We start from the raw sequence: 12,789 nt of genomic DNA on the forward strand, positions 1-12,789 counted from the left end.
CCCCCCCCCCCCCCCCCCCCCCCCCCCCCCCCCCCCCCCCCCCCCCCCCCCCCCCCCCCCCCCCCCCCCCCCCCCCCCCCCCCCCCCCCCCCCCCCCCCCCCCCCCCCCCCCAAAACAAAAACCCCCCCCTGTGTATAAGAGACAGGTCGCGGCCATTGCATCTTCAGTGGCTCCGCATGCGCGGCGATCTCGGATCCGGCGATCTCGCCCCACCGCGTCACCAATTCGCGCGCGGCAAAACCCTGCTTGGCATAGGCCTCGGCAAAGACGTCGTTGAGCAGGATCGACAGCGGCTTTGCGCTGATGGGGCCGGGTTTGGACATGGGGCCTTATAGCATTGGGCGGCGCTGACCAGAAACTATCCGGCGTCGTGCCGGGCTTTGTCCCGGCCATCCACGCTGTGTCATGAAGAAAGGCGTGGATGCTCGCGACAAGCGCGGGCATGACGTGGAGAGTTCGCTGTGACGTCGATACAATGTCTGCATGAGCCCCAAATCCGCCCTGAAGGCGAAATCGGAACCCGTTCAACCCGAAGTCTCCGCGCGCCCTTTGGCGCTGCTCCAATGGTACGACCGCCATCGTCGCCGGCTGCCATGGCGCGCGGCGGCGGGCGAGACGCCCGATCCGTACCGCGTGTGGCTGTCGGAGATCATGCTCCAGCAGACCACGGTCAAGGCGGTCGGGCCCTATTTCGAAAAATTCGTCGCCCGCTGGCCTGATGTCACGGCGCTCGGCCGCGCCTCGCAGGACGACGTGCTGCGGATGTGGGCGGGGCTCGGCTACTATTCGCGGGCGCGCAATCTGCATGCCTGCGCGGTCGCGGTGGCGCGCGAGCATGGCGGCGTGTTTCCCGATAGCGAAGAAGGTCTGCGCTCTCTGCCCGGCATCGGGCCCTACACCGCGGCGGCGATCGCGGCGATCGCTTTCGACCGCCGCACCATGCCGGTCGATGGCAATATCGAGCGGGTGGTGTCGCGGCTGTACGCCGTCGAAGAGGAATTGCCGCAGGCGAAACCGCTGATCCAGCAATTGGCGGCGACGCTGCTTGCCGATTCTGTCGCCGGCGACGAGAAGTCTCGCGCGGGCGACAGCGCCCAGGCGCTGATGGATCTGGGCTCCTCGATCTGCACGCCGAAGAAGCCGGCGTGTTCGCTCTGTCCGTTGAACGAGGATTGCGTCGCGCGGCTGCAGGGGACGCAGGAGACGTTTCCGCGCAAGGCGCCGAAGAAGAGCGGCAAGCTGCGCCGCGGCGCGGCCTTCGTCGTCGTCCGTGGCGATCAGCTGCTGGTCCGCTCGCGGCCCGACAAAGGTCTGCTCGGCGGCATGACCGAGGTACCGGGCTCGGACTGGCTCACCGGCCAGGACGACAAGGTTGCACGCGGGCAGGCGCCTGAGATCAAGGGCCTCATGCGCTGGCAGCGCAAGCTGGGCGTGGTCACCCACGTGTTCACGCATTTCCCGCTGGAACTCGTGGTCTACACCGCGGAGGTCGACGGCCGCACCCGCGCGCCAAAGGGCATGCGCTGGGTTCCGATCGCAACCCTTGCGGACGAAGCACTGCCGAATGTCATGCGCAAGGTGATCGCGCACGGGCTGGATCTCTAGGGCTGCGCGCACTCCTGACAGGATGCTGGCAGCAGCGCTGCGCTATCGGGAACGCGAAATGGAGACTCCCGATGGTCAAGACCGCGCTCGACGACTTCAACATGCCGCCCTGTGCCAAATTTCTGGGCTGGCGTCTCTTGGACGCTCGGCCCGAGGAAGGCTGGATCAAGCTTGGCTTTGAGGGCCGGCCGGAGTTTTGCAATCCCGCCGGCTTCATCCAGGGCGGCATGCTGTCCGCGATGCTCGACGATACGATGGGTCCGGCCGTGTTGGTGATGAGCGAAGGCAGGCTCTATACGTCGACCGTGAGCATGACCGTGAATTTCCTCGCGCCGGCCAAACCGGGGCCGATCATCGCTGAGGCCAGGGTCACCCAGCTCGGCAAGACCATTGCGTTTGTCGAAGGGAGGCTGATGGCCGAAGACGGTACGCTGCTTGCGACGGCCACCGCCAGTGAACGCCTGCTCGATGCGGCGAGGGTGGTTCGCTGATGGAGGTACGGTGGGCCTCGCGTTTCCCAAATAGGGCGACAATGCTTCCGCATCAGCCTCGAGCCGGATTGGGAGCTACCCGCACGTGTATTAAGAGGATGTGCTCGCGTATTCCTTGCGCACGCAATGAGCAGGGGATGGTCATCAACTCAAACACCGCGAGCATTTGGATGCGCGCTTATTGTCGCAGCCGGGAAGAAGGGTCACTTGCTTATGCGCATTGTGCTGACGAATCGCTCGTTCGACGGATCGTCGGCGCGACATGCGGCAAAGTGGCTACTTCCTATTTTTCCCTGCGCAAGCTTTGATCGAAGTCCCGGTAGAAATAACAAAAGTTAAGCGGGACAATTTTCAGACGTGCATTATATTATTTGAGGCCTTGAGGTGACCCATGCCCCTTGCGCTTATTGAGACCGGCCACTGCAACGTTGATCTCAAACCGTCGCCGATTGAACCATCCTGGATCATTGAAGGAACCCCGGAAGCCCGCTCGCAGCTGCTATCAACCAGCGCGTGCGGCACTGCCACGACCCTGATCTGGTCCTGCACCGAGGGCAAGTTCAACTGGTACTACGATCTGGACGAGACGATCATGGTCCTTGAAGGATCGATGGTGATCGAGAGCGATGGCTTGCCGCCGAAACGCTACGGTGTCGGCGACGTAGTCTTTTTCCGCGAGGGCGCGCACGCCAAATGGCACATCGAAAAGTATGTAAAAAAGGTCGCTTTCTTGCGCCAGACCAATCCGGTCGTGCTCGGTTACGCCATCCGCGCCATCAATAAGCTCAAGCGATTGGGCGGTCGTCGCTCCGGTAGCCTCGCACCCGCCGAATAGTGCGACGACCTAGCTGCCCGCGCGCCTCGCATCGGCGCGCCGTGGCACGAGCGGTGGCTTGGCGTTGAGGGCCTCGACCTGGAAGCCGGCGACGCGCTTGTAGTTGGCGGCGATGTCTTCCAGCTCTTTCTGTGACAGCACGTCGGTGACGACGTCGTAGCCGTCGGGCGCGCGCTCCTCGACGAGCTGCATCACCTGCTCCGGGCCGTTCTTGCGGTTGAGCAGCACGAGGTCCGTGGTCGCAGGGCGCCGCTCGGCCTCATAGGAGACCAGTGCAGCATTCGTCTGCCCATGCGCAAGGATCTCCCGGGTGATGACGCGGGCATCGAGGATTGCTTGCGAGGCACCGTTCGAGCCGATCGGATACATCGGGTGCGCGGCATCGCCCATCATTGTGACGCGGCCAAAGGTCCATTGCGAGACGGGATCGCGGTCGACCAGCGGATATTCGTAGGCGTGCGGGCAGTTGCGGATCAGGCCGGGCACGTCGAGCCATTCGAACTGCCAGCTCTCGAACCACGGCAAGAACTCCTCCAGCCGTGCGGTGCGGTTATAGTCCTCGCGCCGCCACTGATAGGTCGGCGGCATATGCCGCTCGGCGACCCAGTTGATCTGGTGATTGCCGGACGCGTCCGGCGTCTTGGTGATGGGATAGCAGACGAATTTCAGGATCTCGTGGCCGGCCATGATCATGGTGCGGCCGCTGAGGAAGGCTTTGGCCGGCGTCACGCCACGCCAGAGAATGCGGCCGTTCCAGATCGGCGGCCCTTCCTGCGGATAGAGCTTTTCGCGCACGGCGGAATGGATGCCGTCGGCGGCGATCAGCAGCGCCCCCTCATACGTGCCGGCAGTCTTGCCAGTCGCCTTGTCGATGAACTCGGCACGGACGCCGTCGGCCGTCTCATGCCAGCCGGTCAGATGATGGCTGGTCAGAATGTTCTCGCGACCCAGCCGTTCGATCGCGGTGTCGAGCAGGAGCTGCTGGAGGATGCCGCGATGGATCGAGAATTGCGGCCATTTGTAGCCGGCTTCCAGCCCGCGCGGCTCGCTCCAGATCGGCTTGCCGTGCTTGGAGAAATAGGCGAGCTCGCGGGTTCGCACGCCGTTCGCATCGAGCTTGTCCATCAGGCCGAGCTCGATCAATTCGCGCACCGCATGCGGCAGCACGTTGATGCCGACGCCGAGCGGCTTCAACTCGGCGACGCTCTCGAACACTTTTGCGGGAACGCCGATCTGGTGCAGGCTGAGCGCAAGCGTCAATCCGCCGATGCCGCCGCCCGCGATGAGAACCGTCATGTCGAAAACCCCTCTGATTGGTGGCGTCTTCGCACGACGAGGCGGCCGTGGGCAACTGCGAAGGGGAGGCTATGGACGCCGCGGCGTCCGGCCGTTAACGTCCGGCTTTCGACACGAGGTCTCCCATGCTCAAGCTCTACTACGCACCCGCCACCTGCGCGGTCGCCTCCCACATCGCCCTGGAAGAGGCCGGTGCCGACTACACGACCGAGCGGCTCGACTTCAAAACGAACCAGCAGAACAGCCCGGACTATCTCGCGATCAACCCGAAAGGCCGCGTGCCGGCGCTGGTGACCGATCACGGCGTGCTGACCGAGACGCCGGCGATGCTTGCCTATATCGCGCAAGTGTTTCCGAAGGCGAAGCTTGCGCCGCTCGACGATGCCTTCGCGTTCGCGCAGATACAGTCGTTCAATTCCTATCTGTGCTCGACCGTGCATGTGGCGCATGCCCACAAGATGCGCGGCGCGCGCTGGGCGACGGAGGAGACGTCCTTCGCGGATATGAAGCGGATGATCCCGAAGACCATGGGCGCCTGCTTCTCGCTGATCGAGCAGAAGATGCTCAGGGGACCCTGGGTGATGGGCGAGCAGTATACGATCTGCGATCCCTATCTCTACACGCTGTCGCTCTGGCTCGATGGCGACGGCGTCGACATCAAGGCGACACCGAAGGTCGCCGATCATTTCAAGCGCATGGCCGAGCGGCCCGCGGTGCGCAAGGTGATGGACGCGCAGAAGGCGTGAGACGCGGCACGTTCTCCGCTGTCGTCCCGGACCGGCGCTTCGCTTGTCCGGGACGACACCGAATGGTTTGAAGCTGCGCTCTACCCAGCGCTCCGCTTCTCTTTCTCCAATTCCCGTCCCGTCTCCAGCATCAGCCGTCGCAGCCAGATCGAGCCGGGATCCATCTGCGCACGCGTCGGGTAGAACATGAACTGCTCGTCGATGCCGGGATCGAGCGGTGGCGTCGCGGTGACCAGCGCGAGCTGCCTTGACAGCGCCGCGATCAGCCGGCGGGGGGCGAAGGCGACGAGGTCGGTGCGGGCGGCGACATGCAGCGCCTCGAGATAGCCTGACACGACGAGCGCGATGTGCCGCTCGATGCCTTTGGTGCGCAGCCAGGTGTCGATCAGATCCTCGGCCTGGCCGCGGATGATGACGGCGACGTGCCGCGCAGCGAGGAACGTCTCGCGCCGCTTCAGCTTGGCGCCGACAGGATGACCGCGCCGCACCGCCAGCGCATCGCTGTCGGTATAGAGCAATTGCCGGTGAAATCCCTTGAAGGCGTCGCCGATCGAGATCACGAGATCGATGGTGCGGGCGAACTCCGCGTGGAAGATCGCAGGTCCTCGCCACGGCACCACGTCGATGCGGACGTTGGGCGCAAGTCGCGTCACCTTTTCCATCAATGGGGGCATCAGAAGTTCGACGGCGAGGTCGGGCATCATCAGGCGGAACTGGCGTTCGCTGCGCGCCGCGTCGAATTCTTCCGGCAAGAACAGCCCGCGTACCTGGTCGAGCGCCTGGGCGAGCGGCGCGCGCAGGGCCTGCGCCCGCGGCGTCAATTCCATCCGTGCGCCGGTGCGTACCAGGAGCGGGTCGCCGAAGATATCGCGCAGGCGCTGCAGCGCATGGCTGGTTGCGGGCTGCGAGAGTCCGATCCTCAAGGCCGCGCGGCTGACATTGGCCTCGCGCAGGAGCGCGTCGAGTGCGTTCAGCAGATTGAGGTCAAGCGAATTCAAATTCATGAAACGAATAGATATCATATATACTATCGATTGGAAGAATTCACGTGGGTGGCGATGATCGCGGCGGACACGAGCAAAGGAGAAGCCGCCATGAGTGCCGCCGCCAACAAGAAACTGATGCAGGATATCTTCGCCGCCGCCGCGAACCCCGATCCCGCCGCGCGCGACCGCGCGCTGTTCATCGAAAGCCTTGCCGACGACGCGAAATGGGTCGTGACCGGGCAGTATTCCTGGTCGCGCACCTTTGCCGGCAAGGACGCGATCCTCAACGACCTGCATGGCCATGTCCGCTCGCGCCTCCTCGACCGCACGCGGACCGTGGCGCACCGCTTCATTGCCGATGGCGATGTCGTCGTGGTCGAGGCCAAGGGCGACAACGTCACCAAGGAAGGCGTTCGCTACGACAACGACTATTGTCTGGTGTTTCGCATCGAGGACGGCAGGATCAAGGAGATCCGGGAGTATTGCGACTCGGTCCTGACCGAAAAGGCGCTGGGTCCGTTTCCGCAAGCCCCAAGCCGGGCGGCCGGCTGATCCGGTTCGCATTGTCTCACGGTCGCGAACAAGCGCCGGAGGGGCGCGCTTGTTCGCGAGAGCTTGGATCCGACCTGCTTGCCGTTCGCGCCTTTCGGCTGATTTTTCGCAAAACGGCCCGCCTGCTCAGTACGTTATCCGGCGCGAGTTCCACCGGACTCCACGTGAAGCGAGTGAAGGACACAATTAACAAGTGTCGCGCATTGTGTCGCCGCGGACCATGAGTCGTCGCCGGGCGCGCGATCAATGTCTGCAAGGGAGTCGCCTGGCGATTTCAGGTTCGTCCGGCCTCCCCGCGTCTCTTGCTTGGGGTGGACAGAGGAAATGGCGGGCGTTCGTTTGAAGATCAGGGGGCGTCTTTACGCCGGTTTCGCAGCTCTCGTGGCGGTTGGCCTGACCATGGCCGCGGTCGCGGTGTGGAATCTGTGGGCTGTCCAGGACCAGGTCGCAAAGGCATCGGCCCTCTCGGACAGCACGGCGCGGGTCCTGGAAATATCGAATCACCTTCAGGCGATCCAGCGGGCCAATCTTCGCTACATCCATGACGGGAACGAGCCCTCGCTCAAAGAGGCTGGCGACCGGGAGGCTGCGGCGATCCAGCTGCTTCAGGTGGGAACAAAACAGACGGCCTCCGAGGAGCGGCGAAAGCTCTACAACGATCTGGTCAGTGACATCACAAAGATGCGGACGCTGCGCGACGATCTGGGCGATGCCGTCAACGAGATGAGGACGGGCAGGGCGACCCTGTTGCCGGGTGGTGACGATCTTGCCGCCAAGTCCGCCAAGCTGGTCATCGCTGCGCGCATCTCCCACGATACCGACATCGCGGCCGCGGTCGCCGATCTCGAATCCAAGATCGTTCTTGTCCGAATTGCGAACTGGCGCTTCCTGGCCCTGCGCGACAGCAAGGGGGCTTCGGCGTTCAGGGCCAGTGTCGAAACGGCCCAGCAAAAACTAGCTGCCCTCGAGGAGGCCACGGTGCCGGAGGGGGTCCGATCGGCGATCGCGCCGGTGAAGGCCTCGCTGGCGATCAACAAGAACGCCTTCGAGACCACATCCGCCGCGATGCTCAAGGCGGACGACATCTACAACAACAACCTTGCGCCGTTGATCGTCCGAAGCATCGACAAGCTCAAGGCCGCGGAAAGCGGATTGAAGACCGAAAATCAGGCATCGCGCGTGGCGACCGAGGGCGTCATCGCGAGCACGACGTCGATCCAGGAGATTGCGGGCGCCGTCGCCCTCCTGTTCGGCTGCATCGTTGCCTTCCTGATCGCCCGCAGCATCGTCGGACCGCTCACCTCGATGACCCGGGCGATGGGATCGCTCGCTGCCGGCGACCTCGAGATCAAGATTCCCGGCCGCGGAAATCGCGACGAGATCGGCGACATGGCGAAGGCGATCCAGGTGTTCAAGGACAACATGGTCGAAACCGAGCGCCTGCGCGCCGAGCAAAAGGAGCTCGAGGTGCGTCAGGCGGAGCAGCGCAAGGCCGACATGGTGGAGCTTGCCAACCAGTTCGAGCAGGCGGTGGGCGAGATCGTCAAGGCGGTCTCATCGGCGTCCGGTGAGCTGGAAGTGTCGGCCGGCGCGCTGACCACCACCGCTTCGCGAGCCCAGGACCTCTCGACGGAGGTCGCGGCCGCTTCGCAGGAAGCCTCTGCCAACGTGCAGGCGGTCGCGTCCGCGACCGAGGAGCTCTCCTCGTCGGTGGGCGAGATCGCACGCCAGGTGCAGGAATCGGCCCGCATCGCCAATGAAGCCGTGGCGCAGGCGGGCCGGACGAACGAACGCGTCGGCGAGCTCTCGAAGGCGGCCGCCCGCATCGGCGACGTCGTCGAGCTGATCAGCACGATCGCCGGCCAGACCAATCTTCTGGCGCTGAACGCCACGATCGAGGCCGCGCGCGCGGGCGAAGCCGGCCGCGGCTTTGCCGTCGTCGCCACCGAGGTCAAGGCGTTGGCCGAGCAGACGGCGAAGGCGACCGGCGAGATCGCCCAGCAGGTCTCCGGCATCCAGGCCGCCACGGAGGAGTCGGTCGGCTCGATCCGGGAGATCGGCGGCACCATCGAGCGCCTGTCGGAGATTTCAGCCGCGGTCGCGGCCGCAGTGGAAGAGCAGGGCGCTGCGACGCAGGAGATCTCGCGCAACGTTCAGCATGCGGCGCACGGAACGCAGCGCGTGTCGACCAATATCGGCAACGTGCAGCGCGGCGCTTCCGAGACCGGCTCGGCGTCCTCGCAGGTGCTGGCGTCCGCCCAGTCCCTGTCGGCCGACAGCAACCGGCTGAAGCTCGAGGTTGCCAAGTTCCTGAACTCGGTGCACGCCGCCTGATCGCCGGTAGCCGCAGCTCGCGAACACCGGGCCGCGTTGTCGATGCGCGACCCGGGACGATGGGCGGTCAGGCCACCTTGGTCTTCATGTGCTTGAACATGTTGTCGCGGGCTTCGTCGTCCATCACGGTCTTGAAGGCGAACTTGTCCTTCAGCGCGACGGCGCGCGCGGCTGCGGGCCGCGCGGAGATCTCGTCGACGAGACGCTTGACGTTCGGGTATTTGCCGGGCGCGTCCTCGCCGAGCACGAAGGCGGCCATGCGGGCCCAGCCCCACAGCGCCATGTCGACGATCGAGTAGCTGTCGCCGACCATGTAGCGGTGCTTTGCCAGATGGTCGTCGAGGATCTGGTAGTGGCGGTGGCCTTCGAACTGGTAGCGGTTGTGCGCGTAGTCCTGGTCCTTCGGCGAGAAGTGCCTGAAGTGCACGGCCTGTCCCGAATAGGGGCCAAGGCCGGTGGCGATGAACATCAGCCATGATAGGGTCTGCGCGCGTACGGCGGGCGCCGGCAGGAGCTTGCCGGTTTTCTCGGCAAGATAGAGCAGGATGGCGTTGCTATCGAACACGATGGTGCCGCCGTCGTCGATCGCCGGCACCTTGGCGTTGGGATTGATCTTGAGGAATTCGGGCGTGAACTGCTCGCCCCTGCGGGTGTCGACTGCGACCGGCTCGAACGGCAGGGCGGACTCTTCCAGATAAAGCGCGACCTTGGTCGGGTTCGGCGAGCCGTTGAAATAGAATTTGAGCATCAAAAGTCTCCCCAGTCCTTTGTGAGCCGAGATTGGACGCAGCGTCGTTGCCGCCGGCGGTTCTCTCTTGCCCCAACCCTTGCGGGAAGCACAAGTGACGAGTGCGTGGATGGAGCCTGCACGCCGTGCAGGTCAGCCGGCGTAGAGGAAGCCGAGGATGGCGACGATGATCACGCCGAGACCCGCAGCCTCCACGCGGTGCGCAAGGCGCGTCGCCGCGTGCATGTCGGACGCCTGCGCGGCGCGCTCGGAGCCCTTCGCATAACCGTGAACGATGACGTCGTGACTGAATGTGTCGTGGGCCTCGTTGCCGCTGGCGAGCCCGGTGCAGATGAGGAGCACGCCGAACAAGGCGAGCCCTGCAAAGCCAAGCAGTCCGATCATCAGCATCGGAAACATGCCGACCAGGAAGATCGGCAGCAGCGGCAGGAGCAGCAATGTCTCGGACTGTCGTCGCATGGCTCGACCGGTCAAGACTGGAAGCCGATATCGAATGTAGTCCCAGGGGCTTGGCCGTTCAAGTCTTCCGGTCATTCCGGGGCGCGCGTCAGCGCGAACGCGGAATCTGGAGATTGCGGCGCGAGGTTTCCGGATTCTCGCTTCGCGAGCCCCGGAATGACGAAAAGGTGAAGCGGGGCTAGTCCGCGGCCATGCCTGAGCGGATTTCGGCTCGCAGCTCGTCGATCAGCTTGAGGCCCTGCTTGGTCTCGACGTGCCAGTAGGTCCAGCCGTTGCAGGCGGCGGAGCCCTGCGCCACGGCGCCGATGCGGTGGATCGAGCCGACTTTGTCGCCCAGCATGATGGCGCCATCGGCGCGCACCAGCGCCCCGAGTTTCTTCTTGGCGTCGAACAGTTTTGTGCCGGGCATGATCATGCCGCGCTCGATCAGCTCGGAGAACGCCACGCGCGGCGCCTCGCGCGCGGTCATGAACGGGGCGAGGCTCGCTTCCGGCAGCGGCTCGACAGCGGCGATCCGCTCTTCGGCCGCCTGGGCGTAGATGCGCTCGCGCTCGAAGCCGATGTAGGAGCGGCCGAGCCGCTTTGCGACCGCGCCGGTGGTGCCGGTGCCGTTGAAGGGATCGATCACGAGATCGCCGGGCCTTGACGACGAGAGCAGCACGCGCGCGAGCAGGCCCTCCGGCTTCTGCGTCGGATGAACCTTCTTGCCGTCGGCGTCCTTGAGGCGCTCCTCGCCGGTGCACAGCGGAATCAGCCAGTCGGAACGCGCCTGAACGTCCTCGTTGGCGGCCTTCAGAGCTTCGTAGTTGAAGGTGTAGCCCTTTGCTTTCTCGTCGCGCGCGGCCCAGATCATGGTCTCGTGCGCGTTGGTGAAACGGCGGCCGCGGAAATTCGGCATCGGGTTGGACTTGCGCCACACGATGTCGTTCAGGAGCCAGAAGCCGAGGTCCTGCATGATCGCGCCGACGCGGAAGATGTTGTGATAGGAGCCGATCACCCAGATCGTCGCCGACGGCTTCATCGCGCGGCGGGCGGCAAGCAGCCAGGCGCGGGTGAAATCGTCATAGGCGGAAAACGAATCGAACTTGTCCCAGTCGTCGTTGACGGCATCGACATGGGATTCGTCGGGGCGCTTGAGATCACCCTTGAGCTGGAGATTGTAGGGCGGATCTGCGAACACCAGATCGACGCTGCCAGCCTGAAGCTTCGACATCTCGGCGACGCAATCGCCGACGATGATGCGATGCGATGCGGACTCAAAATTTGTGCGGGGCGCCTTTGCAGACGCCCCGCGACGCGACACTACCATGACTCAAGAACTCTGACTCAGGCGACGCTGTCGGCGACGCGGGACCAAACAACCGACTGGCCGTTACATTGACCGCGCAAAGTAAAAAACGACTTAACCGATATCTTGTCGTGCTTGCCTCGACATCGCGCATCGCGCGCGGGAAGATGCGCGGATCACTCGTGTTTTGCAGCTTATTTCGCGTTCGTGCCGCTGCGATCGCCTTGCGTGCGCCAAACTTTTTTGCGGAAAAAATTGCAGCTTTACCGGAAAAAATTGCACCCATCGGCGAGCCGTCGCACTAGGCAATTTTTGCCGAGCAGGATATTGATTAACGGAACGGAAATTTTACGTGTGTGACGCGGGTCGGTCTTGCGCTGTTGCGTGCCCGCGGGTGCAATCAGGGACTCTTAAAGGGAAGCCGCCATGCGTTACGATGATTTCCGCCGCAGCGACGACATCGAGGATCGTCGCGACGAAGGTGGTGGTGGGTTTGGTGGCGGTGGCGGCGGTGGTTTCGGTCTACCGATGGGGGGCGGCGGCCTCGGCATCGGTACCATCATCGTGCTCGGCCTGCTCGGCTATGCCTTCGGCATCGATCCGCGTATCCTGATCGGCGGTGCCGAGATCCTCACCGGCGGCGGCCAGGCACCGAGCTACCAGACCGATCGCCAGGCCTCGGGCGGGCAGGTGAAGCGCGGCGCGCCGACCGACGAGATGGGTAGCATGATCTCCGGCATCCTGGGCGAGATCGACGATCGCTGGAGCGAGATCTTCGAGGCCAGCGGCCAGTCCTATACCGGTCCCAAGATCGTGCTGTTCCGCAACGCCACCAATGGCGGCCGCTGCGGTATGGCGCAGTCGGCAATGGGACCGTTCTACTGCCCGCCGGACAAGACCATATTCCTCGACACCGGTTTCTTTCGCGAGGTCGAGACACGCTTCCGCGGCTGCTCCGGCAAGTCCGCCTGTAATTTCACGACTGCCTACATCATCGCCCACGAGGCCGGCCATCACATCCAGAATCTGCTCGGCATCATTCCGCGCGTGACGCGGCTGCAGCAACAGGCCGGCTCCAAGGCGGAATCCAACGCGCTCCAGGTGAAGGTGGAATTGCAGGCCGACTGTCTATCCGGCGTCTGGGTCAACCGCGAGGCGAAGAAGCGTCCGAACTTCCTCGAACCGGGTGACATCGACGCGGCGCTGACCACGGCGAGCGCGATCGGCGACGACACGTTGCAGCGCCAGGCCACGGGCCGCGTGGTGCCGGATTCCTTCACCCACGGTTCGGCCGAGCAGCGCAAGCGCTGGTTCATGACCGGCTACCAGCAAGGCTCGGTGCAGGCCTGCAACACGTTCGGCGGCGGGTCGTTGTAGTCGATTGTTTGTGGCGTCGTCCTTAAGTGCTCGCCTCTTTGGCGAGCCTCGAAGGATGGCGCGCCCCCGGG

13 protein-coding genes are annotated in these 12,789 nt (G+C 64.3%); 7 read left to right on the forward strand and 6 right to left on the reverse strand.

Features of this window, described 5'->3' with window-relative positions:
* Positions 1-324, reverse strand: a 324-nt coding sequence (locus ACV1FX_RS37000) for a DciA family protein (protein WP_473122450.1), incomplete at its 3' end; no start/stop codon positions are given.
* 160 nt (positions 325-484) lie between these two features.
* Here ACV1FX_RS37000 and mutY point away from each other — a divergent pair.
* The 3 genes from mutY (at position 485) to ACV1FX_RS37015 (ending at position 2,932) form a co-directional block, all read left to right on the forward strand.
* On the forward strand, positions 485-1,606 hold the full coding sequence (gene mutY / locus ACV1FX_RS37005; RefSeq protein WP_473122451.1) for an A/G-specific adenine glycosylase: 1,122 nt from the start codon (positions 485-487) through the stop codon (positions 1,604-1,606).
* A gap of 71 nt (positions 1,607-1,677) precedes the next feature.
* Complete coding sequence (locus ACV1FX_RS37010) at positions 1,678-2,097, forward strand: PaaI family thioesterase (protein ID WP_473122452.1); 420 nt, start codon at positions 1,678-1,680, stop codon at positions 2,095-2,097.
* A 391-nt stretch (positions 2,098-2,488) separates the two neighbouring features.
* The gene (locus ACV1FX_RS37015) at positions 2,489-2,932 is read left to right on the forward strand and encodes a cupin domain-containing protein (RefSeq protein WP_473122453.1); all 444 of its coding nucleotides are present in this window, start codon (positions 2,489-2,491) and stop codon (positions 2,930-2,932) included.
* Positions 2,933-2,941: 9 nt separating this feature from the next.
* Here the strand turns inward: ACV1FX_RS37015 and ACV1FX_RS37020 are convergent, their stop codons facing one another.
* Positions 2,942-4,228, reverse strand: coding sequence for a flavin-dependent oxidoreductase (locus ACV1FX_RS37020; protein ID WP_473122454.1), 1,287 nt, complete (start codon positions 4,226-4,228; stop codon positions 2,942-2,944).
* A gap of 125 nt (positions 4,229-4,353) precedes the next feature.
* Between ACV1FX_RS37020 and ACV1FX_RS37025 the strand changes: the two genes are divergently transcribed.
* Positions 4,354-4,974 carry a glutathione S-transferase family protein gene (locus ACV1FX_RS37025; protein WP_473122455.1) on the forward strand — a complete coding sequence of 207 codons (621 nt, stop codon included), beginning with the start codon at positions 4,354-4,356 and terminating at the stop codon, positions 4,972-4,974.
* Positions 4,975-5,054: 80 nt separating this feature from the next.
* On the opposite strand, the gene ACV1FX_RS37030 is transcribed toward ACV1FX_RS37025, so the two are convergent.
* The gene (locus tag ACV1FX_RS37030; RefSeq protein WP_473122456.1) at positions 5,055-5,978 is read right to left on the reverse strand and encodes a LysR family transcriptional regulator; all 924 of its coding nucleotides are present in this window, start codon (positions 5,976-5,978) and stop codon (positions 5,055-5,057) included.
* Positions 5,979-6,068: 90 nt separating this feature from the next.
* On the opposite strand from ACV1FX_RS37030, the gene ACV1FX_RS37035 reads away from it, so the two are divergent.
* Positions 6,069-6,512, forward strand: a complete 444-nt coding sequence (locus ACV1FX_RS37035) for a nuclear transport factor 2 family protein (protein ID WP_473122457.1) — start codon at positions 6,069-6,071, stop codon at positions 6,510-6,512.
* A gap of 324 nt (positions 6,513-6,836) precedes the next feature.
* On the forward strand, positions 6,837-8,846 hold the full coding sequence (locus tag ACV1FX_RS37040; protein ID WP_473122458.1) for a methyl-accepting chemotaxis protein: 2,010 nt from the start codon (positions 6,837-6,839) through the stop codon (positions 8,844-8,846).
* Between the two features lie 67 nt (positions 8,847-8,913).
* Here the strand turns inward: ACV1FX_RS37040 and ACV1FX_RS37045 are convergent, their stop codons facing one another.
* From ACV1FX_RS37045 to ACV1FX_RS37055, 3 genes are all read right to left on the reverse strand, one after another.
* Complete coding sequence (locus tag ACV1FX_RS37045) at positions 8,914-9,594, reverse strand: glutathione S-transferase family protein (RefSeq protein ID WP_473122459.1); 681 nt, start codon at positions 9,592-9,594, stop codon at positions 8,914-8,916.
* 132 nt (positions 9,595-9,726) lie between these two features.
* Complete coding sequence (locus tag ACV1FX_RS37050; protein ID WP_473122460.1) at positions 9,727-10,053, reverse strand: hypothetical protein; 327 nt, start codon at positions 10,051-10,053, stop codon at positions 9,727-9,729.
* Positions 10,054-10,231: 178 nt separating this feature from the next.
* Positions 10,232-11,362 (reverse strand): DNA methyltransferase, encoded by a 1,131-nt coding sequence (locus ACV1FX_RS37055; protein ID WP_473122461.1) that lies wholly within the window; start codon positions 11,360-11,362, stop codon positions 10,232-10,234.
* Positions 11,363-11,767: 405 nt separating this feature from the next.
* Here ACV1FX_RS37055 and ypfJ point away from each other — a divergent pair, with 405 nt between their 5' ends.
* Positions 11,768-12,718, forward strand: coding sequence for a KPN_02809 family neutral zinc metallopeptidase (gene ypfJ, locus ACV1FX_RS37060; protein WP_473122462.1), 951 nt, complete (start codon positions 11,768-11,770; stop codon positions 12,716-12,718).
* Positions 12,719-12,789: the final 71 nt, after the last annotated feature.

It is taken from the genome of Bradyrhizobium ingae (assembly GCF_055791185.1).

What these genes read in the sequence shown, in the direction of transcription:
- ACV1FX_RS37045 (WP_473122459.1), bottom strand. Translation starts at nt 9,594, where the DNA reads ATGCTCAAATTCTATTTCAACGGCTCGCCGAACCCGACCAAGGTCGCG.
- ypfJ (WP_473122462.1), top strand. Translation starts at nt 11,768, where the DNA reads ATGCGTTACGATGATTTCCGCCGCAGCGACGACATCGAGGATCGTCGC.
- ACV1FX_RS37015 (WP_473122453.1), top strand. Translation starts at nt 2,489, where the DNA reads ATGCCCCTTGCGCTTATTGAGACCGGCCACTGCAACGTTGATCTCAAA.
- ACV1FX_RS37035 (WP_473122457.1), top strand. Translation starts at nt 6,069, where the DNA reads ATGAGTGCCGCCGCCAACAAGAAACTGATGCAGGATATCTTCGCCGCC.
- ACV1FX_RS37055 (WP_473122461.1), bottom strand. Translation starts at nt 11,362, where the DNA reads ATGGTAGTGTCGCGTCGCGGGGCGTCTGCAAAGGCGCCCCGCACAAAT.
- ACV1FX_RS37050 (WP_473122460.1), bottom strand. Translation starts at nt 10,053, where the DNA reads ATGCGACGACAGTCCGAGACATTGCTGCTCCTGCCGCTGCTGCCGATC.
- ACV1FX_RS37010 (WP_473122452.1), top strand. Translation starts at nt 1,678, where the DNA reads ATGGTCAAGACCGCGCTCGACGACTTCAACATGCCGCCCTGTGCCAAA.
- ACV1FX_RS37030 (WP_473122456.1), bottom strand. Translation starts at nt 5,978, where the DNA reads ATGAATTTGAATTCGCTTGACCTCAATCTGCTGAACGCACTCGACGCG.
- ACV1FX_RS37025 (WP_473122455.1), top strand. Translation starts at nt 4,354, where the DNA reads ATGCTCAAGCTCTACTACGCACCCGCCACCTGCGCGGTCGCCTCCCAC.
- ACV1FX_RS37020 (WP_473122454.1), bottom strand. Translation starts at nt 4,228, where the DNA reads ATGACGGTTCTCATCGCGGGCGGCGGCATCGGCGGATTGACGCTTGCG.
- ACV1FX_RS37040 (WP_473122458.1), top strand. Translation starts at nt 6,837, where the DNA reads ATGGCGGGCGTTCGTTTGAAGATCAGGGGGCGTCTTTACGCCGGTTTC.
- mutY (WP_473122451.1), top strand. Translation starts at nt 485, where the DNA reads ATGAGCCCCAAATCCGCCCTGAAGGCGAAATCGGAACCCGTTCAACCC.